Annotated in this window: 22 protein-coding genes; 19 read left to right on the top strand and 3 right to left on the bottom strand. The window is 63.8% G+C overall.

Annotation, left to right across the window (positions count from 1 at the left end; all coding sequences use genetic code 11):
- The first annotated feature begins 376 nt into the window (after window positions 1-376).
- The 9 genes from H6955_16130 (at window position 377) to H6955_16090 (ending at window position 9,515) form a co-directional block, all read left to right on the top strand.
- Window positions 377-949, top strand: a complete 573-nt coding sequence (locus tag H6955_16130) for an OmpA family protein (GenBank protein MCP5315088.1) — start codon at window positions 377-379, stop codon at window positions 947-949.
- 37 nt (window positions 950-986) lie between these two features.
- The gene (locus tag H6955_16125; GenBank protein ID MCP5315087.1) at window positions 987-1,328 is read left to right on the top strand and encodes a hypothetical protein; all 342 of its coding nucleotides are present in this window, start codon (window positions 987-989) and stop codon (window positions 1,326-1,328) included.
- Window positions 1,329-1,362: 34 nt separating this feature from the next.
- The gene (locus H6955_16120; protein ID MCP5315086.1) at window positions 1,363-2,868 is read left to right on the top strand and encodes a DUF4384 domain-containing protein; all 1,506 of its coding nucleotides are present in this window, start codon (window positions 1,363-1,365) and stop codon (window positions 2,866-2,868) included.
- A 73-nt stretch (window positions 2,869-2,941) separates the two neighbouring features.
- The gene (locus tag H6955_16115; protein ID MCP5315085.1) at window positions 2,942-3,238 is read left to right on the top strand and encodes a hypothetical protein; all 297 of its coding nucleotides are present in this window, start codon (window positions 2,942-2,944) and stop codon (window positions 3,236-3,238) included.
- A 27-nt stretch (window positions 3,239-3,265) separates the two neighbouring features.
- On the top strand, window positions 3,266-5,854 hold the full coding sequence (locus H6955_16110) for a caspase family protein (protein MCP5315084.1): 2,589 nt from the start codon (window positions 3,266-3,268) through the stop codon (window positions 5,852-5,854).
- 18 nt (window positions 5,855-5,872) lie between these two features.
- Entirely contained in the window at window positions 5,873-6,571 is a 699-nt protein-coding gene (locus H6955_16105) for a pentapeptide repeat-containing protein (protein MCP5315083.1), read from the top strand.
- Entirely contained in the window at window positions 6,559-7,407 is an 849-nt protein-coding gene (locus H6955_16100; GenBank protein MCP5315082.1) for an alpha/beta hydrolase, read from the top strand. Before H6955_16105 ends, H6955_16100 begins: the two co-directional genes overlap by 13 nt.
- Before the next feature lie 195 nt (window positions 7,408-7,602).
- On the top strand, window positions 7,603-8,100 hold the full coding sequence (locus tag H6955_16095) for a hypothetical protein (GenBank protein ID MCP5315081.1): 498 nt from the start codon (window positions 7,603-7,605) through the stop codon (window positions 8,098-8,100).
- Between the two features lie 227 nt (window positions 8,101-8,327).
- A complete protein-coding gene (locus H6955_16090) occupies window positions 8,328-9,515 on the top strand; it encodes an ion transporter (protein MCP5315080.1) in 1,188 nt (395 codons plus the stop codon).
- A 6-nt stretch (window positions 9,516-9,521) separates the two neighbouring features.
- On the opposite strand, the gene H6955_16085 is transcribed toward H6955_16090, so the two are convergent.
- Genes H6955_16085 through H6955_16075 form a run of 3 tightly spaced genes read right to left on the bottom strand, consistent with a single transcriptional unit; the run spans window position 9,522 to window position 12,822 of the window.
- A complete protein-coding gene (locus tag H6955_16085) occupies window positions 9,522-10,244 on the bottom strand; it encodes a DUF928 domain-containing protein (protein ID MCP5315079.1) in 723 nt (240 codons plus the stop codon).
- A 3-nt stretch (window positions 10,245-10,247) separates the two neighbouring features.
- Window positions 10,248-12,137, bottom strand: a complete 1,890-nt coding sequence (locus tag H6955_16080) for an adenylate/guanylate cyclase domain-containing protein (GenBank protein ID MCP5315078.1) — start codon at window positions 12,135-12,137, stop codon at window positions 10,248-10,250.
- A gap of 40 nt (window positions 12,138-12,177) precedes the next feature.
- The gene (locus H6955_16075; GenBank protein MCP5315077.1) at window positions 12,178-12,822 is read right to left on the bottom strand and encodes a Crp/Fnr family transcriptional regulator; all 645 of its coding nucleotides are present in this window, start codon (window positions 12,820-12,822) and stop codon (window positions 12,178-12,180) included.
- Between the two features lie 217 nt (window positions 12,823-13,039).
- On the opposite strand from H6955_16075, the gene H6955_16070 reads away from it, so the two are divergent.
- The 10 genes from H6955_16070 (at window position 13,040) to xerC (ending at window position 22,594) form a co-directional block, all read left to right on the top strand.
- Window positions 13,040-13,651, top strand: a complete 612-nt coding sequence (locus H6955_16070; GenBank protein MCP5315076.1) for a hypothetical protein — start codon at window positions 13,040-13,042, stop codon at window positions 13,649-13,651.
- An 84-nt stretch (window positions 13,652-13,735) separates the two neighbouring features.
- Window positions 13,736-14,185: a hypothetical protein gene (locus tag H6955_16065; protein ID MCP5315075.1), complete on the top strand. Its 450-nt coding sequence runs from the start codon at window positions 13,736-13,738 to the stop codon at window positions 14,183-14,185.
- Window positions 14,186-14,325: 140 nt separating this feature from the next.
- Window positions 14,326-15,123, top strand: a complete 798-nt coding sequence (locus H6955_16060; protein ID MCP5315074.1) for a diguanylate cyclase — start codon at window positions 14,326-14,328, stop codon at window positions 15,121-15,123.
- A 16-nt stretch (window positions 15,124-15,139) separates the two neighbouring features.
- Complete coding sequence (locus H6955_16055; protein ID MCP5315073.1) at window positions 15,140-17,935, top strand: class I adenylate cyclase; 2,796 nt, start codon at window positions 15,140-15,142, stop codon at window positions 17,933-17,935.
- Between the two features lie 68 nt (window positions 17,936-18,003).
- On the top strand, window positions 18,004-18,141 hold the full coding sequence (locus tag H6955_16050) for a hypothetical protein (GenBank protein MCP5315072.1): 138 nt from the start codon (window positions 18,004-18,006) through the stop codon (window positions 18,139-18,141).
- Window positions 18,142-18,145: 4 nt separating this feature from the next.
- Window positions 18,146-19,396, top strand: coding sequence for a diaminopimelate decarboxylase (gene lysA / locus H6955_16045; GenBank protein MCP5315071.1), 1,251 nt, complete (start codon window positions 18,146-18,148; stop codon window positions 19,394-19,396).
- A gap of 12 nt (window positions 19,397-19,408) precedes the next feature.
- Entirely contained in the window at window positions 19,409-20,080 is a 672-nt protein-coding gene (locus tag H6955_16040; protein MCP5315070.1) for a class I SAM-dependent methyltransferase, read from the top strand.
- Window positions 20,081-20,121: 41 nt separating this feature from the next.
- Window positions 20,122-20,967: a diaminopimelate epimerase gene (gene dapF / locus H6955_16035; protein ID MCP5315069.1), complete on the top strand. Its 846-nt coding sequence runs from the start codon at window positions 20,122-20,124 to the stop codon at window positions 20,965-20,967.
- A gap of 19 nt (window positions 20,968-20,986) precedes the next feature.
- A complete protein-coding gene (locus H6955_16030; protein ID MCP5315068.1) occupies window positions 20,987-21,673 on the top strand; it encodes a DUF484 family protein in 687 nt (228 codons plus the stop codon).
- Window positions 21,674-21,682: 9 nt separating this feature from the next.
- Window positions 21,683-22,594, top strand: a complete 912-nt coding sequence (xerC, locus tag H6955_16025; GenBank protein ID MCP5315067.1) for a tyrosine recombinase XerC — start codon at window positions 21,683-21,685, stop codon at window positions 22,592-22,594.
- Window positions 22,595-22,598: the final 4 nt, after the last annotated feature.

Here is a 22,598-nt window from a genome sequence, read left to right as displayed (position 1 = left end):
ATTCAGTGACAGCTCGAGGGCCAGCCCATTGATCTCGCGGACAAGGCGACCCGGCGACGATCCGGGATACCCAGACAGACTGATCACCGAATAACGCCAGTTCTGCCGCATCACAGCATTCCTCCAGTCCGGAAGACGACGGGCGAACGTGCGACGGGCCACCCACCGGAAAGAATAGCCGGTCTGCGGTGGCTTGCGTTGACCCACCATCGGGCGATTCATGCGCCGGACGCGTGTGAAATTTCGCACACAATCCCGGCGTACTTTGTCGCTGGGGGCACCAGGGGCCTGGGATAGACTTTCCCCTAAATCAAGGCAGCGTCAGCTCTGCGGCTGCCGGGATCAACGCAAACACGACGATTATTCGGAGGATACGATGAAAAAGAAAGCTTTTTACTGGTGCCTGGGTCCGGCGTTGGTGCTCGCTGCGAGCACGGTCGAAGCCGGTGGTGTACGCATGTACGGACAGGGCGAGATACCGCAGGCCGGCGAGGTGGCGAGCATCCTCAGCGGAGGCACGTCCGCACCGAAAATGCGCGGCATCAGCCTCGACCCGGTGTATAACAAGGACGACAAGGTCGAAGCCGGTCTGGCCAAGGTCGCCGCGCCGAAAAACGATGCGATTGGCGTTCCGGTTGAATTCGCATTCAATTCGGCCGATATCTCGCCTGATTACAAGCCGCAGCTTGACGCAATCGCCGAAGGGATCAAGATGACCAACGGTGTTTCGGTGGTGGTCGAAGGACACACCGATGCCTACGGTGCCGAGGGCTACAACGAGCAGTTGTCGTTGCGCCGCGCTGCCGCAGTCAAGGAGTATCTGGTCAGCATGCACGGCATTGGCCCGTCACAGCTGATCGTGAAAGGTTATGGTGAGGCGTTGCCGATCGACAGCACCAACCCGTTCGCGGCGGCAAACCGCCGGGTGCAGTTCCGCGCGGCAAACTAAGTCGGCAGATGCCGGTTACTGGGACTGGAGAACTATGATGAAACACATTGCACGCAATATGTGTCGCTCGACGATCCGTTTCGGCCTCTATGGCCTGGTGTGCTCGCTGACACTCGGCGCTACGGCGCATGCCGACAGCGTCGGCAGGGTCTCGGTGATGGAAGTCGGCGACGTGCGCGATGCTGCAACCATCTCGCGGGCCAAGGCCCAAATGCGCGCGGAACAGGCTGGTGAGGGTTCGTCGGGCGGCGCCACCAGCGCGGGCGGATGCAGCGATTTGAGCATCGGAAACGTCAAGACGGGTGTCGGACAGCCGGTACCACGCAACGTCGTGGTGGTGATCGAAGGCCCGGTAATTCAGGAGAACAACTGTCGGTGAATGCGCAAGACGTGCCGGCGGCGGAGGATAGAAAATGAACAAACCAAAATTTAATGCACGCGCCTTTATGGCCGCGCTGGCCTGCTCTACCGTCGTCGGCTGCGCCCCCGTGAAGCAGGACGTAAAAGAAGAGCTGCCGAAGCTGCTCAAAGGCCCCGAGGAGGTGCCTCAGCGCACGATTACCAACTTCTCGCCTGCGCTGCGCTGTATGGACAACCTGATGATCAACTACGGGGTGTACGACATCTCGATGTTGGTCGAGGACATTCGCGACAGCACCGAGAAGGTCAAGGTCGGCGCCAAGGACATGCTGATCTCGGCCATCTCGGAGATGACCCGGCGCAGCCATGCAATCCGCCTGATCGCGTTCGGCAACGACTCCGGCAACCTGGTGTCCTTCCTGGCCAGCGCGAACCAGACCACGCCGTATGCGGTGGTACCGCAGTACGATATCCGCGGCTCCATCAGCCAGCTCGACAAGAGTGTCGCGGCGAAGGATGTCGCCGGCGGCCTGAACATCGAGAAATTCGGCATCGGTGGCGCGAAGACCGCCAATGCCTCGGTGATGGCACTGGATCTCGCGGTGATGAACACCAGCGACTATTCGGTGATCCCCGGGGTCGTGTCGAAGAACACCATCGTGATCTTCAAGGAAGGCAAAGGCGTCGACGCCGACGCCTCGATCGGCAAGTTCGGTGTCAACTTCAGCATGAACCTCACCCGTTCCGAGGGCGATGCGCAGGCGATGCGCAACCTCATCGAACTGGCGAGCATCGAACTGGTCGGCAAGCTGACCAAGACGCCGTACTGGACCTGTATGGGCATAGATCCGCAGAAGCCGGAGATCCAGAACGAGGTGTACGACTGGTACTACAACCTGGTCGCCGACCAGCAGATCGTCCAGTACTTCCAGATGCACCTGGCGAACCGCGGCTTCTACAGCGGCGGGGTCGACGGGCAGTACAACGCCCAGCTGACCCAGGCGGTCAAGGACTACCAGGCGGCGCTCGGCATGGAACCGACCGGCAACATCAATCGCGAGGTATTTGACGCCCTGCTGAACAAGCCGGTACCGGAGAAACCGACCGCGGTCGCCGCACAACCGGTTGCCACGTCGCAGGTGGCGTCGCTGGATATCCGCTATGCGAGCGGTGCCAAGGGATCGCTCAAGCGCGGCGAACGCTTCGAGGTCGTGATCCAGCCGAGCACGGATGCACACGTGTTCTGCTATTTCGCCGACGCCAAGGGCAGCATCCAGCGCTTCTTCCCGAACCGCTTCACGCCGGATTCGCTGGTCAAGGCCAAGGAGCCACTGACGTTGCCGGGCAAGTTGCCGTTCAAGCTGTACGCCAGTGAACGCAACGAGCAGATGGCGTGCTTCTCCTCGCCGCAGCCGGTGATGACGAAGCTGCCGCACGAGGTGAAAGGGACCGATTTCGAGAATCTCCCTGTGAAATCACTGAAACAGGTGCAGTCCACCTTCGAGACTGTGGTCGGGGATCAACTGGGAGGGAAGTACTTTGAAATCGTTGTCAAATAAAACACTTACGGCACTGGCACCGATACTGCTAGTGGGCCTCTGGGGCACTTACGCAATGGCTGGAGTGTCTAAAATGGAAGGTGCCGCCGCAGTCACCGCACAGGTCGAACCGGCCGGCGATGAACTGCAGCGCGCTTCCGGCAAACAGGAGCTGCCGACCTCGGTCGACAAAAGCCAGCGCAATGCATCCGACTCGGTGATCCGCTGCTGGCAGAACGGCAGGCTGATTGTCGACGAGCGGGACTGGAAGACACGCGGTAACGACCTGTCCGGACCGGAGCTGTACTCCAACAGCGGTAAGCACGGCAAGTTGCGCCTGATGCAGTTCGGCGAGACCTTCTGTGCGCTGAAGTACGACATCCGGGATTGACGATCGAATAGCTGCGGGGTGGCGGATATGAATAAGGCACACATCCTTCTCGCGACGGCGTCGCTCACCGCTGGATTGCTCGGCGCCTGCGTCGACCAATCCAGGGTGAGCAGCACCTCTGGCGAGGTGCGTGGGGCGAACGCCGACGACCTGCTGGTGGTCGACTGTCTGCTCCCGGGCCAGATACGACAGCTCGGGTCACGCCTGACCTATCAGACCGCCCGCCGTCCGATCCAGACCACGGTGCACGACTGTCAGATCCGCGGCGGCGAGTACGTGGCGTACGACCGTGCCAACTACCAGACCGCGCTGAATATCTGGATGCCGCTGGCCAACGAAGGCGATGCGGATGCGCAGAACAAGGTCGGCGAGATCTACGAGCGCGGCCTGGGCGGCCCGCCCGACTACACGTTGGCGGCGGCCTGGTACCGCAAGGCGGCCGATCAGGGTCACCCCCGTGCACAGATCAATCTCGGGTTTCTGTATGAGAAAGGCCTCGGTGTCGATCGCGATCCGGAGGCCGCTTTGTCCTGGTATCGCAAGGCCTCGGAATTGCCGGACGCGGTGATGATCGACCGCCAGGCGCTCGACGCACAGCGGGCCCAGATCGACTCACTGCGAGACGACCTGGACCGCTCGCGCAACCAACTGGAGAAGGCACGTCGCGACCTGCGCAACAGCGAGCAGCGGCTGCATCAGCAACGTAAGAAGTTGGACGCCCTGCCGTCGCCCACATCCGGCATGAGCGCGGATCAGCGTCGCCAGCTCGAGGCCAGCCGCCGCGAACTCGAGAAACAGCGTATCGAGTTGGCGCAGCGCCAGGAAAAGATCAAGGAGCTCGAATCGCAGTCACGCCGGCAACAGGAGAACCTGCTGTTGCTGCAGACCGAGGGCAGCACCCAGCGCGAGCAACTCAATCTCGTGCGTACCCAGCTGGAACGGGCGCAGAAAGACCTGCAGCAGTATCAGCAACAGGCGGCGACCAACCAGCAACTGCTGGCCCAGACCCGCACCGACCTCGCTGCGCTGAGCAAGGACCAGGTCAAGGACGACGAAGCGCACGCGCATATCAAGCGTCTGGCCGGTCGCCTGGCCGAACGCGAACAGGCGCTCGGTCAACAGGAAGCCGCTGTCGAGCGGCTGCAGAACAAGGTCGCCGAACTCAGCGGCCAGCTGGCGAAGACCAAGGCCGCGAAACAGGGTGACCTGGAGCGCGTCAAACAGGCCCTCGACAACGCGCAGGCCGACCTCGCACTGGCGCGTGAAACGGCGGAGAAACGTGCAGCGGCGCTGTACGAGGCACAGACCGAGCTCGAAACCCAGAAGCGCAAGGCCGGCGAATCCGGTGCACGCCTCGCGGAACTCGAACTGCAACTCCAGGAACGCGAACAGGTACTGTCCGGTCAGCAGACGATGGTCGAGAACCTGCGCAAGGAATCCGACCAGCTGAAGCAGAAACTGCAGCAGCTCGAGGAGCAGCAGTCCAAGTCCCGGACCGCAGTCGCAAAATCCGACGAACAGGTCGCACCGCCGAGCATCCAGCTGATCGACCCGCCGCTGCTTACGGTGCGTGGCACCGCGGACAACCGGATCCCGATCAAACGCGGCCTGAAACATCGCACCGTGGTCGGGCAGGTCACCGCGCCGGCCGGTCTGTATGCCCTGAACATCAATGGCATACGCACACAGCATGACGCCACCGGGTTGTTCGAAACGGACGTCCTGCTGGCGGCGGAAGAGACACCGGTGAATGTCGTCGCGGTCGACAAACAGGGACGACGCACGACGCTCGCGTTCAGCCTGATCGCCGGCGCGGACAAGGAGCAGATGATCGCGAAACCGATCAATCCGCTAAAGGACGTCGAGGTTGGAAAGTACTACGCACTGGTGATCGGCAACCAGGACTACGAGACACTGCCCGATCTCGACACCGCAGCGGCCGACGCGCGCGAGGTGGCCGCCGTCCTGAAAGAGAGGTTTGGCTACGACGTCACGCTGCTGCTGAACGCCAACCGCTACGAGATCCTGTCGGCGCTCAATCGCATGCGCAAGGAACTGACCGATAAGGATTCTTTGCTGGTGTACTACGCCGGACACGGCGAACTCGACCGGGTCAACCTGCGCGGCCACTGGCTGCCGGTCGATGCCGAAGCACAGAACACCGCGAACTGGATTTCGAATGTGTCGATTACCGACATCCTGAACGCCATGTCGGTACGCCATGTGCTGATGATCGCGGACTCGTGTTACTCGGGTGCGCTGACCCGCTCCGCACTCACCCAGATCGACGCGGGACAGTCGGAAGACGAGCGCAGCCATTGGCTGAAGACCTTGTGGAAGATGCGTTCGCGCACGGCGATGACCTCGGGCGGCCTGGCGCCGGTACTCGACGGCGGCGGTGGACAACACTCCGTGTTCGCCAAGGCACTGCTGAACGTATTGCGCGACGTCAACGATATTACAGAGGGACAACGCGTGTACCGCGAAGTCTCCGCGCGGGTCGCATTCGAGGCGACACGTTACCAAGTGGAACAGGTGCCGGAGTACGCACCGATCAAGTACGCGGGTCACGAGTCGGGAGATTTCCTGTTCGTCCCGAAGAACTACCTCAACTGACGGAACAGGAGATCGACCATGAACCAAATGAAGACAGCGCTGGGCCTGACGGCCCTGGCGCTGGCCGCTGGCGCATTCGCCGGGACCACGGTCTATAACGGCACCATCAGCCAGGATTCGCCACCGGGCTCGGTCGCCAACGACCAGGTATTGATCATCAACAACGACAGCAAAGGCAACCAGCAGGTGCTGAGTATCGGCAACTCGGGCAGCGGCACGGTGATTACCGGCCCGAAGCCGTGCAAGCCCGACAAGCCGACGCCGGCGATGGATTGCAAGGGCAAGGACCTGCGCGGTGTGAAGTGGAGTGGCGTCAGGCTTACAGCCGGCCGCTTCGACGGGGCCGATCTGCGCGATGCGCAACTGGATGGGACGCAACTCGACAACGCCACTTTCGACAAGGCCAAGCTGGACAACGCCAACCTTGCCAACGCGGATCTGGTCAACGCGACTTTCGACGGCACTTCGCTGCAGGGCGCACGCCTCGAGGGCGCGAATCTGGTCAACACGGACTTCATCAATGCCAATCTGACCGGCGCGAATCTGCGTTCGACGACGATGGTCAATGCGGTGTTCTCCGGTTCGGACCTGACCCGGGCGGATCTGACGGGTGCGCAGTTCGTGAACGCGGATTTTGATGCGGCACGGCTTGGCGAGGTCACCTGGGTTGACGGCCGGCGATGCGCCAGCGGCTCAGAATCCGAGTGCCAGCGCTGAGGTTCGCCCACGCTGCTCTCGTATTGATACTGCTCGGCGGCTGCGAAAGTACCGGGCTGCGCAACTACAACCACACCGCGGCGACGCTCGGCTTCAGCGCGCTGGAGCTGAGCGGCGACCGCTTCCGGCACCGCGTCTACGCGAATAGCGCGGCGGCACAGGCCAGATCCCCAGCCCGTCCGCTGCACGTCTACATCGATGGCGATGGCATCCCCTGGCGCGGGACCGGCCGGCCCGCCCTCGACCCGACCGCGCGTAATCCACTGCTGCTCCGCCTGATGGCGCGAGACCATGGGCCCGCGGTCTATATGGGCCGCCCCTGCTACCTGGGAGTCTACGACGCCCGACAGTGCCATCCGTGGATCTGGACGCACGGGCGCTACAGCGAGCCGGTGGTCAACAGCATGGTCGCGGCGGTCCGCGCTGCGGCAGCGCGTTATGGAGCGCGTGACCTGGTGTTGATTGGATTCAGCGGCGGCGGCAGCCTCGCGATGCTGATGGCGGCGCGACTGGAGGAGGTCACCGAGGTGGTCACGTTGGCGGCGAATCTCGACCTGCGGGCATGGACCGCGGAGCATGGTTACAGCCCGCTGCACGGCTCGCTCGACCCTGCACAGCTAGCGCCCCTGCCCACCCGTGTCCGACAGCGGCACTGGGTGGGCGCCGACGATCGGCAGGTACCGCCGGACGTGGTCCGCCAGGGGCTGATGGGACAACCCGGCGCCCAGCTCGAGATCATTCCAGGGTTCGACCACACCTGCTGTTGGGAGGCGGCATGGCCGGGACTCCTGGAGCGGGAGATGCCGCTCATCCCGCGGCAACCGCCCGCTGGGTGACTGGCAGTCGTTGCATCCCGACGCGGATCGCTGGGTCGACGGAGGGGCACAGGCACCAAGGCAAGGGTGAATATTTCACACGCGGCGTGCGCCTTGGTTCCGTCAGCGCCACCGGCCACCTCCCTATCATTCTTCCCAACAGGTCGGCGCATGCCGCCCTGAAACACCAGACAAACTGATAAAGGGAGAACGACCATGAAATATACCTTCGCTGCAGCCTTGGCGGCACTGTGCGTTGTCGCAGGCACCGCATACGCCGGCTCCAACGTGATCGGCAGTGTCGAGACCAATGCACACGTCAATCGCGCATCGCAGTCGCAGTCGGGCCTGCTCAACAAGCAGGAAGCGACCTTCGCCTCGGTCAGCGACTCGAATGTGATCGGCTCGGTATCGACCCGCGCACAAGTGGAGCGTGCCGACCAGCGCCAGTCTGGCCTCCTGAACAAGCAGGCCCTGCACGTCGGCTCGGTCAAGGGATCGAACGTCATCGGCGCAGTAGACACCAATGCACGCGTTACCTCGGTGACCCAGCGCCAGAGCGGCCTGCTCAACAAGCAGGAGGCCAACATCGGGGCGGTCGAGGGTTCCAACCTGATCGGTTACGGACGCACCCGCGTGTACGTGAACCGCGTCAACCAGAACCAGTCGGGTCTGCTGAACAAGCAGAAGATCAGCATTGGCTCGATCGATTGAGGACCTTGTGCCACGGCGACTGCCACCTGGAGGGCGGCGGTCTCACTCGACGATCAAGTGCCGCTGTCAGGGATGACGGCGGCCCACCTTTGCCAACCGCGTCGCAACCGACTGGGTCGAGCGTTCCATCGCCCGGATGACACGCCGCATACAGGCTTCCTGAGATCCAAGCGACCGCACTGCTATCCTTGACCCAAGCAGGCGACGCGGGGCAGGCGACCGGAGCGATGCCGGACATTCGATGGTTGAAGTGGATCAAGGTTCAGGCATACGCATGCCTGGAACGCCAAGACGGCTGCGGCGGTGGCGCCGCCGTCGTGCAGATGTCGCTGATCGTGTTGATTGCGCTCAACATCGCCGCTTTCGTCGTACAGACGGTCCCGACGTTCGCCGCCCGCCACGCGGGCGCCCTCGACATCCTGCTACAGGGGTCGATGGCGATCTTTGCATTCGAGTACGTGCTGCGTGTCTGGACCGCGCCACTCGACCCGGAAGGTCTGTACACCGATCCACTGCGTGGACGCCTGCGTTTCATGCTGTCCCCGGTGATGCTCGCCGACCTCGCAGCAATTCTGCCCTACTTCCTCGCTCCAGGAACGCCGGTCGACTTGCGATTCCTGCGCACCATCCGGCTGCTTCGCTTGCTGCGGATCACGCACCATCTGCCGGCGGTCGGCGCCCTGGGCAGGGTCCTGAAACGCGAACGGCGAACACTGTTCGCGGTCATGCTGATCATGTTGACGATGCTGTTCATGGCATCGTCGCTGGTCTACATCCTCGAGCAGGAGCATCAGCCGGATCGCTTTGCATCGATTCCGCACGCGATGTGGTGGGGCATGGCGACCCTGACCACCGTTGGCTACGGCGACGTGGTGCCGGTGTCACCGATGGGCAGGATGCTGGGGGTTGTCATCATGTTGCTCGGCGTCGGCACCTTCGCGTTGCCGGCAGGCATTCTCGCTTCGGCGTTCTATGAGGAACGCAAGCGGCGCGATTTCATGCTGACCTGGCACCTGGTGGCGAAGGTGCCCATCTTCGAGTCGCTGAACGCGCGGGAGATCGCGGACATCGCGACACTGCTGAACCCGGTCGAAGTCACGGCCAACGAAATCGTGTTTCACAAAGACGACGTCGCCGACAGCATGTATTTCATCGTCTCCGGCGAACTCGAGGTCGAGCTACCGCGCGCACCCTGCCGATTGAGCGCGAGCGATCACTTCGGAGAACTCGGTCTGCTATACCACCGTCCACGTTCAGCGACCGTGGTGGCGCTGACCCGAGCCGAACTTCTGGAACTCGACGCCAAACACCTACACCAGCTGTTCGAGCGCAAACCACAGTTGCGCAAGGTGATCATGGCTGAGGCGGAGCGGCGGGTTGCGAACGACCGGGCGGCAGAACGGGCCGCCGACTGACACCGGTCAGCGCGCGTACCCGACCATCTCACGCTCGTAGGAGGCCGCCGTCTGCAGCCCACCCTGGTCGAGGAGACCGGCGCGGCGCAGGCGCAACTGCGGATCACCATTCGCGGACTCGATCTGTTGCGACACGCCATCCAGCGCGTCGTACCAGAACCCCTTGTAGGCGGCAGCATAGGGACGCTGCCTGACATCCACCTGCGCCAAGGTACCGGCTGCCGAATCGTCTAGCACGATCCGACCGAGCGAGACGAGCGGCGGCATGCGCTGGTGAGGGAAGGGTTCGAGCAGCACCCCCCATTCGTACAACTTGCCGGGCTCGAGGCGAACCTTGTGTGCGGCCAGGTCGATGTGCTGAATCCCGCCATTCGGCTGCGGCTCCAGCAGGATCTCGAGCAGCGGGGGGGTCACGCCGGCCTCGCCGATGCGAAACCTCACCTTGTTGCGAAAGCCGGGGTTGATGTACCAGTAGAGACGTGGCGTGGCCTGGGTCGTGAGCGCAGTATGTCCGGGCGCCAGCACTTCGAGCTGGCTGATGCTGCGGGTGCCTCCCCCGACGCGTTCCGCGGGCGCCCCGCGGTTGGGCGGTTGATAGACGAATGCCGGGGTTGCCGGCGCGGCCTGCTGCGCAGGCTGTTGCGCGGCCTGCTCCTCGGTGGCCGATGCCGGCAGTGCGCAGACCAACACAAGGGTCGCGAGCATGCTGCCTGTTCTGGTCGTGGGCATGATCTACTCCTCTGATTTCGGTCCGACTATCTGGAACACGCGGACGGGTTCGGTGATTCCCCGCAGATCATACAACCCCATGTCCTGTAACTCGAATTCCGCCGCCACCAGGGCCGCTGTGTCGGCACTGACCAGAATCCGGCAGTTGCGTGCATCGTCGAGCGGATCCGGACAGGGCGATTCCTTCAGGCATTCGAGACGCGAGGCCAGGTTCACGTTGCGCCCGACCGTGGTGTACTTCATCCGGGAAGCGCTGCCGACGGTACCGACCACCACCGGCCCGGTGTGTATTCCGATTCGCATCGCGACGCCATCCCGCCCCTGATCCCGCCAGCGGCGATTCAAGCTCGTCAATTCGACACCCAGCGCCAGGGCACAGTGCACCGCGCGACGGGCCTGCTCGACCGTCTCACCGGGTTCGCAGAACGGAACCCCGAAGCTGGCCTTGATCCCATCCCCGGCGAAGTCATCGAGGACCCCGCCGGTGCGCATGATCACGTCCGTCAATGCGCCCAGATAGCTGTTCAACCATTCGAGAAACGCTTCCGGAGGCATGCGTTCGGAGATCGCGGTGAAACCCTGCAGGTCGGTGAACAGCGTTGTGACCGCGAAGGTTCGCGGGATCACCCGCCCGTCGGCCAGCACCTGGTCGCGGCGCTGCCAGATGGTGTCCGCCACCTGCGGCGACACGTGGCGCGAGAACAGGCTCATCAACGCCTGCTGGTCACGATGCCGGTGCGCCGCGAGCAGCGCGCTGCTGAGTGCCGCGGCGAACATCCAGGCGAGCAGATTGGGTACCAGCGGCACCCACCAACCGGCACGGAATGCCAACACCGCGACGGCGACCGCGGCCACCGCGCCGATCAGCACGAAGAGCACGAAGCGCCACGACGGCCCGGCGAACCAGCCGACCAGAAAGCCGGCCACCAGCCAGGCCCAGAGCCACGCGAACTCGACCGGCTCATCCCAACTGTGCAACACGTCGCGGCCGAGCAGCGCCGCATCGATGAACTGCTGCGTCGCGTGGGCGTGCACTACGGATCCGGCGAGCATGCCACGTGCATGCTCCAGGATCGCAAACGGTGTCGCGAAGTAATCCTTCACACCTTCGGCGGCCACCCCGAGGATCACCACGCGACCGGCAAAGGCCCCGGGCGGGACCCGCCCCTCGTCCAACGCACGCAGGGTGTGCACCGTGAACGGCGAAGGCTCGCTGCGATAGCGCAACATGGTCTGGTAACCACCGTCATCCAATGTGCGGTAACCGCCGTAGTGTTCACCCAGGGGGACGAATGTCACCGGGCCCAGACGCATGTACGCGGGATTATCCGCGTCCGGCATCGGATGGATGTCGCGTTCGGCGAGGTAGGCCAGCGCGAGGCGCAAAGAAAACGCAAAGCCGGTGCGCTCGGCGTTCGATTGAAACAGCAGATTGCGCCGAGCGATACCACCGCGGTCGGTGAGCAGGTCCGAGAACCCGACCCGCTGGGTATCGCGCAGAATCGGCGGTGCCGGGACGCCGGGCCGGTCCGCTTCCGGAAATTTTTCAATTGCGATGATCCGCGGGTCGTCGCGCAGCAACGCCTGGAGGCTCGCATGCCCCGGCGGGACCGCCAGATCACGGTAGATGTCCACGCCCACCACGACCGGGTCGTATGCCAGAACCTGCTGCAACACCTCGCGCAACTGCTCGTCGTTCAGCGGCCAGTTACCGAGCGACTGGATATCGGTCTCGTCGATCAGCACCAGCGCCACGGCGAGCGGCGCATCGACCCGCGGCTGGGCACGCGACACCAGCAGGTCATAGGCGGCGAGTTCGAGAAATTGCAGATAACCCTGCGAACGGACTGCCGAAAGCAGCGCACCCAGCGCCACAACAGCAAACACGATCATGAGCAGAAGCCGGCGCCGGCGCATGACGCGCTATCCGCAGCTACCAGCGTGCGGGGAGCTTCTTGTTGAGTACGATGCGCTTGTCTTCCAGGCTGATATAGTCGCCGGCCTTCAGCTCCTTGAAGATGCGACTGACCATCTCGCGCGATGCCCCGATCATCTGCGCCAGCTCCTGTTGTGTCAGCGCCTGCGTGATCATTCGACCGTCCTCTTCCCGTGCCAGATCGCGCAAGGTCGCGGCCAGGCGGCCGTAGACGTCGTTCAGCGCGAGCGCACTCACGCGATCGGTCAGGTTCGTCACCTGATCGACCAGGTCACTGATGATGTCGAGTGCGATCTGCGGGTTGTCGGTCACACACTTGAGAAAATCGGTCTTGGAGATGATCTGGAATTCGGAGTCCTCCATGGTCATCACCGACGCCGTGCGCGTCGTATTCCGCAACAGCGCGAGTTCGCCGAAGTGCGAACCCGGCTCGTCGCAGACGTTGAGCACCACCTCCTTGCCCTCGTCGTCGGCGACATATACCCGAACCTTGCCCGATACCAGCACATACAGCGCCGCCGATTCATCACCCTTCTCCATGATGACCGTATTCTTTCGATAGCGTTTGCTCTTCGCATGCGACTCGAGGGCCTGCAGCTCCTGAGGCGACAGGGAGGAAAACAGGGCAACATTGTTCAACATGGTACAGATCCCGGTATCGGCGATTCGCGCGCTTAACGTCGCATTCTAGACCCTAATCCGCGACCGCAGGGCGACGGACCACCGCTGTGAAAAAGTCACACCGGGGGTGCGTCCTGGTTCAATGGGGGTTTTGCGGGGGCCTCCTAAGATTCTCTCCAACAGGCCGGCACTGACACCGACCTGAACTAACCAACCATCTGTTACCAGGAGAGAGACCATGTTCAAGAAAACCACCTTCGCCGCCGCTTTCGCCACCCTGTTCATCGCCGCTGGCGCCGCTCACTCGGCTTCCAACGTGATCGGCAGCGTGCAGACCGACGCCCGCATCAACAGCGCCAGCCAGACTCAGTCCGGCCTGCTCAACAAGCAGGAGGCCAACTTCGCCTCGGTCAGCGATTCCAACGTCATCGGCTCGGTCGAGACCCACGCCCGCATCAACCGCGCTGACCAGCGTCAGTCCGGCCTGCTCAACAAGCAGGAGCTCAACGCCGGCTCGGTCAAGGATTCCAACGTCATCGGCTCGGTCGAGACCCACAGCACCATCAACCGTGTCTCGCAGCGTCAGAGCGGCCTGCTCAACAAGCAGGAGTTCAACGCCGGCTCGGTCAAGGGCTCGAACGTGATCGGCTCGGTCGAGACGCATGCACGCGTCAACTCGGCTACCCAGACCCAGAGCGGCCTGCTCAACAAGCAGAAGGCCAACATCGCTTCGGTCGAGGGTTCCAACGTGATCGGCTCGGTCAACGCACACGCCACCGTCAACCGCATGAGCCAGTCGCAGTCCGGCCTGCTCAACAGCCAGAAACTCAGCGCCGGTTCGGTCGACTGAGGACAGCAATGCCCGGAACGGGGCTGCGGTCAAATCCGGCCGCAGCCCTGCTACCATCCGGCAAACGAATAAGGAGCAGCCATCATGAAAAAAATTCTGCCTCTATTGATGCTCCTGCCAGGCTGGGCCGGCGCGGACTACCTGGCGGTCGAGGAATCCGGAGACAAGGAATTCATCGGACCCACCACCGAGGAGGTCGAACTGCTGTCGATCGCCGAGACGCCTTTGTACGGTTCGGATCGCTCGATCGCGGTAAAGGTGAGAAACAACTCCCAGGTCTATCTCGACCGGGTCGCGGTGAAATGTGACATCACCGACGCCAAGGGTTTCCGACTGTTCAAGGGTATGGTCTTCAAGTCCGACCCCCTGTTCAGCATCCGTCTGAAGTTCCCGCCGATCTCGACGGCCGAACGCGGAATACCGCCGGGCGCCGAGGCCGAAGTGGGCGTCTACACGGACGACAACCGCTGGACCCGTGGCAACGGTGCCTACAACTACCACTGCAAGATGTACGGCGTGGGAGGCAGCGAATAACACCGGCCTGGCTGCGTCCGCGGCCAGGCCCCGGCGATGCCGCCGTGGTTAAAGATCTGCCCCCCGCGGCCGAAGCAAGGTCCGGGGAGAGGCCGGCCATTCGGGCCGTGCCGCCGGGGGAGCAGATGGAACAGACCACGATGACGCAAATCGACCAATCCTTGTTGCAAAATGCGCCGTTCGGACTGCTGCTGATCGACCGTAACGACTTGATCGGATGGGCGAATCAGCGCGCGGCCGAGATGCTGCAGAGCAGTGTCGCCGAACTGACCGGACAGCGTGTAAACGCGCTCGGCGACGCGAGCCGAAAGCTGTTGCAAGCCGAACCGAAGGTGCAACACGCTGCCGACCAGCGCCACTGGGTACGACGGATCGTGGAATCCGGTGCCGATGACATGCGCCTGGTGATCCTTCAGGACGTCACCGAACAGGAGCGTCTCGCCGAGGAGAACGCCCGCCTGCGTCAACAGGTCGAGGACCTGCGTCTGACCGATGACCTGACCGGCCTGCCCAACAAACGGGCGATCAGCCAGGCGCTGGACCTTCATATCTCGCGCAGCCGCCGCTACCAGAATCCCCTGAGCATCGCGCTGGTCCAGGTCGACATGCAAGGATTCGCGAACCTGCAGCCGCTGTCGACCGACCCGGTGACGCTCGCGGTTTCGCGTTTCCTGCGCGACCGGCTGCGTTGGGTCGATCAGATTGCCCGCTGGGCCGACAATGTGTTCCTGCTGGTGCTGCCCGAGACGGTCTCGGAGGATGCCGAGGCGCTGCTCGAGAAGATTCGCGGCGAGCAGGACAGCATCGTGGTGCCGGAAGCCTTCGGCGACCTTCGCCCAAGACTCGCGTTCGGGTTGGCGTGCTGGGCCAAAGGCGACGACATGCGTACCCTGCTGCGCAAGGCGCTGAACGGACTTGCCGCAAATGCTGCCGCTTGACCGCTGATGTACGGCAATGAGCGAAGCGGCCATAGGAGACGAAGCGGGCCTCGGCCGTAAACAGCTGAACCGCATCGTCGGCCGATTCCTCACACTGCGTGATCGACGCCTGTCCCGCCTGCGCGCGACCCTGACGCACGAACAACGCAGCTTTTTCGACGTCCTGCCGTTGCTGTGGCACGTCAATCACCCGATGATGCCCGGGTTCATATCCTCAGACACCCCCGCCGGGGTGGTGGGCTACCGTCCGAACCGTGAACAGTTGTTGCTGGCTCGGCGCTATGTGCGCGGTTTCCGCGACGACCGCCAGTTGCACCGCGAACAGCCTATCGTAGGCCTGTATCTGATGGGCAGCATGGGAAGCCTCGGGCAGACGGTCGGTAGCGATCTCGATTTCTGGCTTTGTTACGCCAGCGACGTCGACCAGGAGGGACTCGAGGCGTTACGGCGCAAGGCAGCACTGCTCGAACAACATGCGACCGCGATCGGGCTGCATGCCCACTTCTTCTTGATGCAGGATGCGGCGTTTCGAGACGGCGCCATCGAAAAACTGTCGTCCGAGAGCAGCGGACACACCCAGCACACCCTGCTACTCGAAGAGTTCTATCGCACCGGACTGCTACTGGCCGGCAACCCCTTGCTGTGGTGGGCGGTGCCACCGGAACACGAAACCGACTACACCGCCTACACCCGCCAGCTGATCGAGAAACGTTTCATCCGAGCCGACCAGTGGCTCGACTTCGGGGGCCTGCAGACGTTGCCGGCGGAGGAATTCTTCGGCGTCGCGCACTGGCAGCTGTTCAAAGGTATCGATGCCCCTTACAAGTCGCTGCTCAAACTGATGCTGCTCGAGGCCTATGCCGCCGAGTACCCGAAGGTCGACTGGCTGTGTACCGAGACCAAGCGCGCGGTGTACCAGGGTGAAGAGCTCGACCCTGACGACCTCGATCCCTACCTGCTGATCCTGCAACGCATCACGCGCTATCTGCGCTCGCGCAACGAATCCGAGCGCCTGCAACTCGCACGCCGGGCGTTCTATTTCAAGGCCGGACAGACCGTGGTTCGTTCGCCGCAGTCGACCGACTGGCGTTTCCTGCAGATGATGCGCCAATGCGAAAAATGGGGCTGGACCGAACGTGACCTGGCGCAGCTCGACACGCGCTCGCACTGGAAGCTCGACCGGGTACTGGAAGAACGCAACCTGCTGGTATCGGAACTGTCGCGCAGCTACCGGCTGCTCACCGAGTTCGCCCGCGATCAGGATGAGGCCGCCGGGATCCATACGCGCGAACTGCGACTGCTCGGACGCAAGCTTTATGCGGCGCTGGACAAGCGGCCGGGCAAGGTCGATCGCGTCAACCCCGGCATCTCACGCGACCTTTCCGAACGCACCCTGTGGCTTCGCCGCGTGGACGACGAACCGGTGCGCTGGCAGCTGTTTCTGCAGCCGCCCGCGGAACTCAACACCCCGGTCAAGACCAGCATCAGCCTGATCGAGATCCTGACCTGGGTGCACCTGAACGGGATCTGCGAACGCAGCACCCAGGTTCACTACCTGCCAAAAGTCGCCGGCTACGGCGAGCCTGAGCAGGACAAGATCCTCAAGACCCTGCGCAAACGGCTCAACCGCAGTGCCGCACCCGAGTCGAGCCTCGAGGCCTACGCCGAACCGGCGCTCGGGCGGCTGTCGCTGTGGTTCGTCAACGTGGCGCACGACCCGCTCGCGAGCCACGCCGATGCCGGCTATCACCTGATCAGCGAACGCGTGGACGCGCTCAGCTTTGGCGCGGTGCACGAGTGCCTGGTCGACAACATCGAGCACCTGTACACGACCACCTGGGGCGAGGTGCGCATCGAACGCCATCCGGACGTAGAAGAGGGCCTGCTGAACTGCCTGTGCCGCTATCTGGACGTGTTCTCACCGCACATGCACAAGCCTGTTCCGGTCAGTGCCTACAGCTATTCGTCGACCCGCGGCGGGGCCATCGCCGCACGCGTCGCACGACTCGCGCAGGCTGTGGCCGACACGTTCCACCAGCATGGTCGCGCGGCGCGATATCTGCTGCGCATCGGCGACCTGTTCTACCAGATCCACTATCACAACGACTGCTACAGCTGGGCGCCGATCGGTGAGGACGCCGACCTTTCGATGCATCTTGCGGAATACAGCGCAAGCTTCAGACCGACCCGGATCGACCGTATCAGCATGCCCGATTCGCCGCTCCCGATGCTGATGGCGTCCAACCAGGCCGACGTGATTCAGGTGTTTTGCGAGGTACGCGAGCGCGGCGTGCAACTGTATGTTTTCGACGAATGCGGCGCCCTGCACCAACAGTGGGTCGCCGGCGCGGACGAGCACCATCTGCTGATCCAGCAACGTCGTTTTCTCGACGCGTACAGCAGCCGACGCGAGCTCACCGGCGAGGCTCCCGGTGGCGAACGGGGTCCGCAGTTCGCGCGCATTGCACGCCTGTCTTCCGGCGAGTGGCGCATCGACGAGGTCAGGGTGGCCCCGAGCCGCATGACCGAGCATACCGAGTTGGTGCTCGCCGTCAGCCCCGACGGCCGTCTGCAGGACGGTTTCCGTCTGCAGCTTGGAAGCCGTGAGTTCGATTCCTTGCTGTTCGGCGACGACCTGTATGACGAGGTCGCCGCCCACCTGCGGCGCCTGCGACGCGGCGGTGCCGGCTATCCGGTCTATCTGACCGGCGTGGTGGGCGCCGAGGGCGACAACGGACGTCCGTGCGGCCTGGTGGACCTGCTGCGTCTCAAACAACAGGTCGAACAACGCCTCGCCGAGGCCATGCGCTGAACGGCGGCAGCTGCCATCGCGCCACTGCGCGGTATACTGCAACCTCGTAGTCAGTTCCGGAGTCCGGCATGTTCCGACGCCTGTTCGCCCTGCTCAGCGCCGGCGCGCTGTTGTTCGTTTTCGGTTGTGGCAACAAAGGGCCCTTGACGCTGCCGGACCGTGACCCGGGCGCAGCGCGCGACAAGACCATCACCGAACCGGACTGACGCGATGGACCATTTCCAGTACCGCGACGGCGAACTGTACGCCGAAGACGTGCCGTTGCAGGCGGTCGCCGAGCGCTTCGGCACACCCTGTTACGTCTATTCACGCGCCACGCTGGAGCGCCACTGGCACGCGTTCGACGACGCCTTTGGCGACCATCCGCACCTGGTTTGCTATGCGGTCAAGGCCAATTCCAACCTGGGTGTGCTGAATCTGCTGGCGCGACTCGGCTCCGGCTTCGACATCGTCTCGGTCGGCGAGTTGGAGCGCGTGCTTGCAGCGGGGGGCGCCCCCGACAAGGTGCTGTTCTCAGGGGTCGGCAAGCAGGAACACGAGATGCGCCGCGCGCTCGAGGTCGGGATCCGCTGCTTCAACGTGGAGTCGGCATCCGAACTGGAGCGGCTCAACCGCGTCGCCGGCGAGATGGACCGGCGCGCGCCGATCTCGCTGCGCGTGAACCCGGACGTGGATGCGCAGACGCATCCGTATATATCGACCGGGCTGCGCGAGAACAAATTCGGCATCGCGATCGAGGATGCCGCGGCACTGTACCGTCACGCACAGACGCTGCCGCACCTCGCGGTGACCGGCGTCGACTGCCATATCGGCTCGCAACTCACCCAACTCGGCCCCTTCCTGGATGCGCTGGAGCGCGTTCTGGTACTGGTCGAGCGACTGCAGGGCGAGGGCATCGAGATCCGGCATCTCGACCTCGGCGGTGGCCTAGGCGTGCGCTATCGCGACGAGGTGCCGCCGCTGCCGTCCGACTATGCCGGCGCGCTGTTGCGTCGTCTGGCCCAGGCGCCGTTCGAGATCCTGATCGAGCCGGGGCGGGCGATCGCCGCGAACGCCGGCGTACTGCTGACCCGTGTCGAATACCTCAAGCACAGTCCCGCAAAGGACTTCGCCGTCATCGACGCCGCGATGAATGACCTGATCCGCCCGGCGTTGTACCAGGCATGGCAGCCGATCGTCAGTGTCGAGGAACGGCCGCATGGAGTACATGGGGTCTACGACCTGGTCGGACCGATCTGCGAAACCGGCGATTTCCTCGGCAAACAGCGGGCCCTGACCCTGGCCGAGGGCAGCCTGCTCGCGGTGCGCGGTTCAGGGGCCTATGGCTTTTCGATGGCATCGAACTACAACAGCCGACCGCGTGCCGCCGAGGTGATGGTCGACGGCGACCGGATGCACCTGGTGAGGCGCCGCGAAACGATCGCCGAGCTGTTCGCGGGCGAACAACGGCTGCCCGACTGAGGTCCCCGGCCAATGCAACGCATCCCGGAACCCGAAGAGTTGATGGACGACGCCGAGCAGGCGTACGCCTATGCGCGCGCAGATTTCAGCGAAGCCAACAGCCTGTTCGTCGCGCTGCTGGAAGAAGCCGCCGGCGGCACGCTTGATGGACGTCTGCTCGACCTGGGCTGCGGGCCGGCCGATATCCCCTTGGACCTGCTGCACCGGCACCCGCGACTGGCGGTCGACGCTCTGGACGGCGCACCGGCAATGCTCGCGCTCGCACGCGAGCATCTGGCCACGGCGGGTGAACGATTCCTGCATCGCATGCAGCTGTTGTGTGAGCACCTGCCGTGCGAAGCACTGCGCAGCGGACACTACCAGTTCGTCGCATCCAACAGCCTGCTGCACCACCTCGCCGACCCGGCGGTGATGTGGCAGACGGTGGCGCGTTGCGCGGCACCGGGCGCCCAGGTACTGGTTATGGACCTCGCCCGTCCCGCATCGGAGATCGCGGTGGATGCATTGGTCGAGACCTATGCGATGGATGCACCGGAGGTGCTGCGACGTGATTTCCGCAATTCACTGTTCGCGGCCTATACGCCCGACGAGGTCGAGGGCCAGTTGATGGCGGCCGGACTCGGCGGCCTGCAGGTCGACCGTGTCAGCGACCGTCACCTCGCAATCAGCGGCGTACTTGACTGAACCGGCTGCGCCGCGGTCGGCGCTGCTGCTATTCTGCACATATGGGATTCAGGTTCACCAAGATGCATGGGCTGGGCAATGATTTCGTCGTGTTCGACGCGATCAGCCAACGCATCGTGCTCGACGAAACCCAGCTGCGTGCGATCGCCGACCGGCGATTCGGCGTCGGCTGCGACCAGATCCTGCTGGTCGAGCCGCCGCGTCACCCGGACACCGAGTTCCACTACCGCATCTACAATGCCGATGGCAGCGAGGTCGAGCAGTGCGGCAATGGTGCACGCTGTTTCGCACGTTTCGTCCACGACAAGCAGCTGACCCGCAGCCGTGATATCGCGGTCGGAACCGCGGGGGGCAACATCGTGCTGCATCTCGAGGACCACGACCGGGTGCGGGTCGACATGGGACCCGCGCACCTCGCACCCGCGGAGATTCCGTTCGAGGCCAGCCGGCAGGCGATCAGTTACCCGCTCGAGGTGGATGGCGAAAGATTCGAGATCGGCGCGGTATCGATGGGCAATCCGCACGCGGTGCTGCTGGTCGACCGGGTCGAAGATGCTCCGGTTGAGCGGCTCGGCCCGCTGATCGAACACCATCCGCGCTTCCCACGCCGCGCGAATGTCGGCTTCATGGCGATACGTGACCGACAACATATCGACCTGCGCGTCTTCGAACGCGGGACCGGCGAGACCCTGGCGTGCGGCACCGGCGCCTGTGCCGCGGTGGTCTACGGGCGGCTGCGCGGTCTGCTGGACGAGCGGGTCGAAGTGCGGCTGCCGGGCGGGAGCCTTGTGGTAAGCTGGTACGGACCGGAAGAGCCGGTATGGATGACCGGTCCGGCCGTGACGGTGTTTGACGGCCAGATCGACCTCGAGAAACTCACACGATAGCGGGCGGGGACGACGACCGATGGGGCCGCAACACGACGATTTACACCAGACGGATGACAGCCGCGAGGAGCAGATCGCCGAGTACCTTGTCGCCCATCCCGATTTTTTCTCGCGCCACCCCACCGCGCTGGCCGCGATCGATATCCCGCATCCGACCGGCGATGCGGTGTCGCTGATCGAGCGCCAGGTCCGTACGCTGCGCGAGCAATCCGACAAGTACCGCCATCAGCTCGAGGAACTGGTTGCCGTGGCGCGCGAAAACGATGCCCTGGCAAAGCGCCTGCATCGCCTGACGCTCGCGCTGATCGAGACCCACTCGTTCGACGAGGTGCTGAACACCCTGCAGGACGAACTGCGCGAGCAGTTCAACGCGGATGCGGTCGAGATGAAGCTGTTTGCCGCCGACCAGATCGAGGCGCATGCGCACGAACCCGGTCCGGCGCTGTTTAGCGACTTCCTGAAACGCGCGCGGCCCAATTGCGGACAACTCGACAAGGCCAAACTGGAATACCTGTTTGGCCCACAGGCGGGCGAGACAGGCTCCGCGGCCTTGATTCCACTGACGGCGCCGCCTCTGGCCGGCGTATTGGCGATCGGCAGCCGCGACGCGCAACGCTTCCATGAAGGCAAGGGCGTGGATTTTCTGCAGCGGCTGGCCGAAGTGGTCAGCGCAAAACTGCAGTCGGCGGCAGGCCCGGGCGTCTGACACCGGCCGATGAGCCAGCGTGACGCCAGCGCGCCCGATCCCGAGCTGCAGGCATTTCTCGACTATCTGCATTACGAACGACGCCTTTCGCCGCGCACCCTGACCGGGTATCGCGACGACATCGGGGAATTCCTCGCCTGGCTGCGCCAGGCTGGCATCCACGACAGCACGCGCTGCGATACGCAACATGTGCGCAGCTATGCCGCAATGCGCCATCGCCAGGGACTGTCGCCGAAAAGCCTGCAGCGTCACCTGTCGTCGATACGCGCCTGGTTCCGCTATCTGTTGCGCGAACGACGGGTGGGCTTCAATCCGGCCGAAGGGGTGCGCGCCCCGAAGGTGCCGCGCCGTCTTCCACATACGCTCGATGCCGACCAGGTCGCGCGACTCGTCGAGCTGCCCGGTGATGCACCCCTCGATCTGCGCGATCGCGCGATCATGGAACTCTTCTATTCCTCGGGTCTGCGTCTCGCCGAACTCGCGGCATTGAATACCGTGGACCTGCATGGCGGGGATGGCCTGCTGCAGATCACCGGCAAGGGCAACAAGACCCGCCGGGTTCCGGTCGGACGCTATGCGCGCGAGGCGATCGAACAGTGGCTCAGTGCGCGCGCCCAACTGGCCGGCAGTGGGGAACCCGCGCTGTTCGTCAGCCTCCGGGGCACGCGTCTGAGTCGGCGTGCGATCGAGTCGCGCCTCAGCCGGCGGGCGATCGAGCGCGGCATGCCGAGCAATGTCCACCCGCACATGCTGCGCCACTCGTTTGCCAGTCACCTGCTCGAATCGTCGGGTGACCTGCGCGCGGTCCAGGAACTGCTCGGCCATGCCGACATCAGCACCACCCAGATCTACACCCATCTGGACTTTCAGCACCTGGCGCAGGTCTACGACCAGGCCCACCCACGTGCTCGCAAGAAGTGACGCG

Source organism: Chromatiaceae bacterium (assembly GCA_024235395.1).
GTDB lineage: Bacteria > Pseudomonadota > Gammaproteobacteria > Chromatiales > Chromatiaceae > Thiosocius.
This window is presented reverse-complemented; position numbering and strand designations above follow the sequence as displayed.

Excerpts from the sequence above, each read along its gene's own strand:
- H6955_16130 (MCP5315088.1), top strand. The coding sequence starts at position 377 with ATGAAAAAGAAAGCTTTTTACTGGTGCCTGGGTCCGGCGTTGGTGCTC.
- H6955_16125 (MCP5315087.1), top strand. The coding sequence starts at position 987 with ATGAAACACATTGCACGCAATATGTGTCGCTCGACGATCCGTTTCGGC.
- H6955_16120 (MCP5315086.1), top strand. The coding sequence starts at position 1,363 with ATGAACAAACCAAAATTTAATGCACGCGCCTTTATGGCCGCGCTGGCC.
- H6955_16115 (MCP5315085.1), top strand. The coding sequence starts at position 2,942 with ATGGAAGGTGCCGCCGCAGTCACCGCACAGGTCGAACCGGCCGGCGAT.
- H6955_16110 (MCP5315084.1), top strand. The coding sequence starts at position 3,266 with ATGAATAAGGCACACATCCTTCTCGCGACGGCGTCGCTCACCGCTGGA.
- H6955_16105 (MCP5315083.1), top strand. The coding sequence starts at position 5,873 with ATGAACCAAATGAAGACAGCGCTGGGCCTGACGGCCCTGGCGCTGGCC.
- H6955_16095 (MCP5315081.1), top strand. The coding sequence starts at position 7,603 with ATGAAATATACCTTCGCTGCAGCCTTGGCGGCACTGTGCGTTGTCGCA.
- H6955_16090 (MCP5315080.1), top strand. The coding sequence starts at position 8,328 with ATGCCGGACATTCGATGGTTGAAGTGGATCAAGGTTCAGGCATACGCA.
- H6955_16085 (MCP5315079.1), bottom strand. The coding sequence starts at position 10,244 with ATGCCCACGACCAGAACAGGCAGCATGCTCGCGACCCTTGTGTTGGTC.
- H6955_16080 (MCP5315078.1), bottom strand. The coding sequence starts at position 12,137 with ATGATCGTGTTTGCTGTTGTGGCGCTGGGTGCGCTGCTTTCGGCAGTC.
- H6955_16075 (MCP5315077.1), bottom strand. The coding sequence starts at position 12,822 with ATGTTGAACAATGTTGCCCTGTTTTCCTCCCTGTCGCCTCAGGAGCTG.
- H6955_16070 (MCP5315076.1), top strand. The coding sequence starts at position 13,040 with ATGTTCAAGAAAACCACCTTCGCCGCCGCTTTCGCCACCCTGTTCATC.
- H6955_16065 (MCP5315075.1), top strand. The coding sequence starts at position 13,736 with ATGAAAAAAATTCTGCCTCTATTGATGCTCCTGCCAGGCTGGGCCGGC.
- H6955_16060 (MCP5315074.1), top strand. The coding sequence starts at position 14,326 with ATGACGCAAATCGACCAATCCTTGTTGCAAAATGCGCCGTTCGGACTG.
- H6955_16055 (MCP5315073.1), top strand. The coding sequence starts at position 15,140 with ATGAGCGAAGCGGCCATAGGAGACGAAGCGGGCCTCGGCCGTAAACAG.
- H6955_16050 (MCP5315072.1), top strand. The coding sequence starts at position 18,004 with ATGTTCCGACGCCTGTTCGCCCTGCTCAGCGCCGGCGCGCTGTTGTTC.
- lysA (MCP5315071.1), top strand. The coding sequence starts at position 18,146 with ATGGACCATTTCCAGTACCGCGACGGCGAACTGTACGCCGAAGACGTG.
- H6955_16040 (MCP5315070.1), top strand. The coding sequence starts at position 19,409 with ATGCAACGCATCCCGGAACCCGAAGAGTTGATGGACGACGCCGAGCAG.
- dapF (MCP5315069.1), top strand. The coding sequence starts at position 20,122 with ATGGGATTCAGGTTCACCAAGATGCATGGGCTGGGCAATGATTTCGTC.
- H6955_16030 (MCP5315068.1), top strand. The coding sequence starts at position 20,987 with ATGGGGCCGCAACACGACGATTTACACCAGACGGATGACAGCCGCGAG.
- xerC (MCP5315067.1), top strand. The coding sequence starts at position 21,683 with ATGAGCCAGCGTGACGCCAGCGCGCCCGATCCCGAGCTGCAGGCATTT.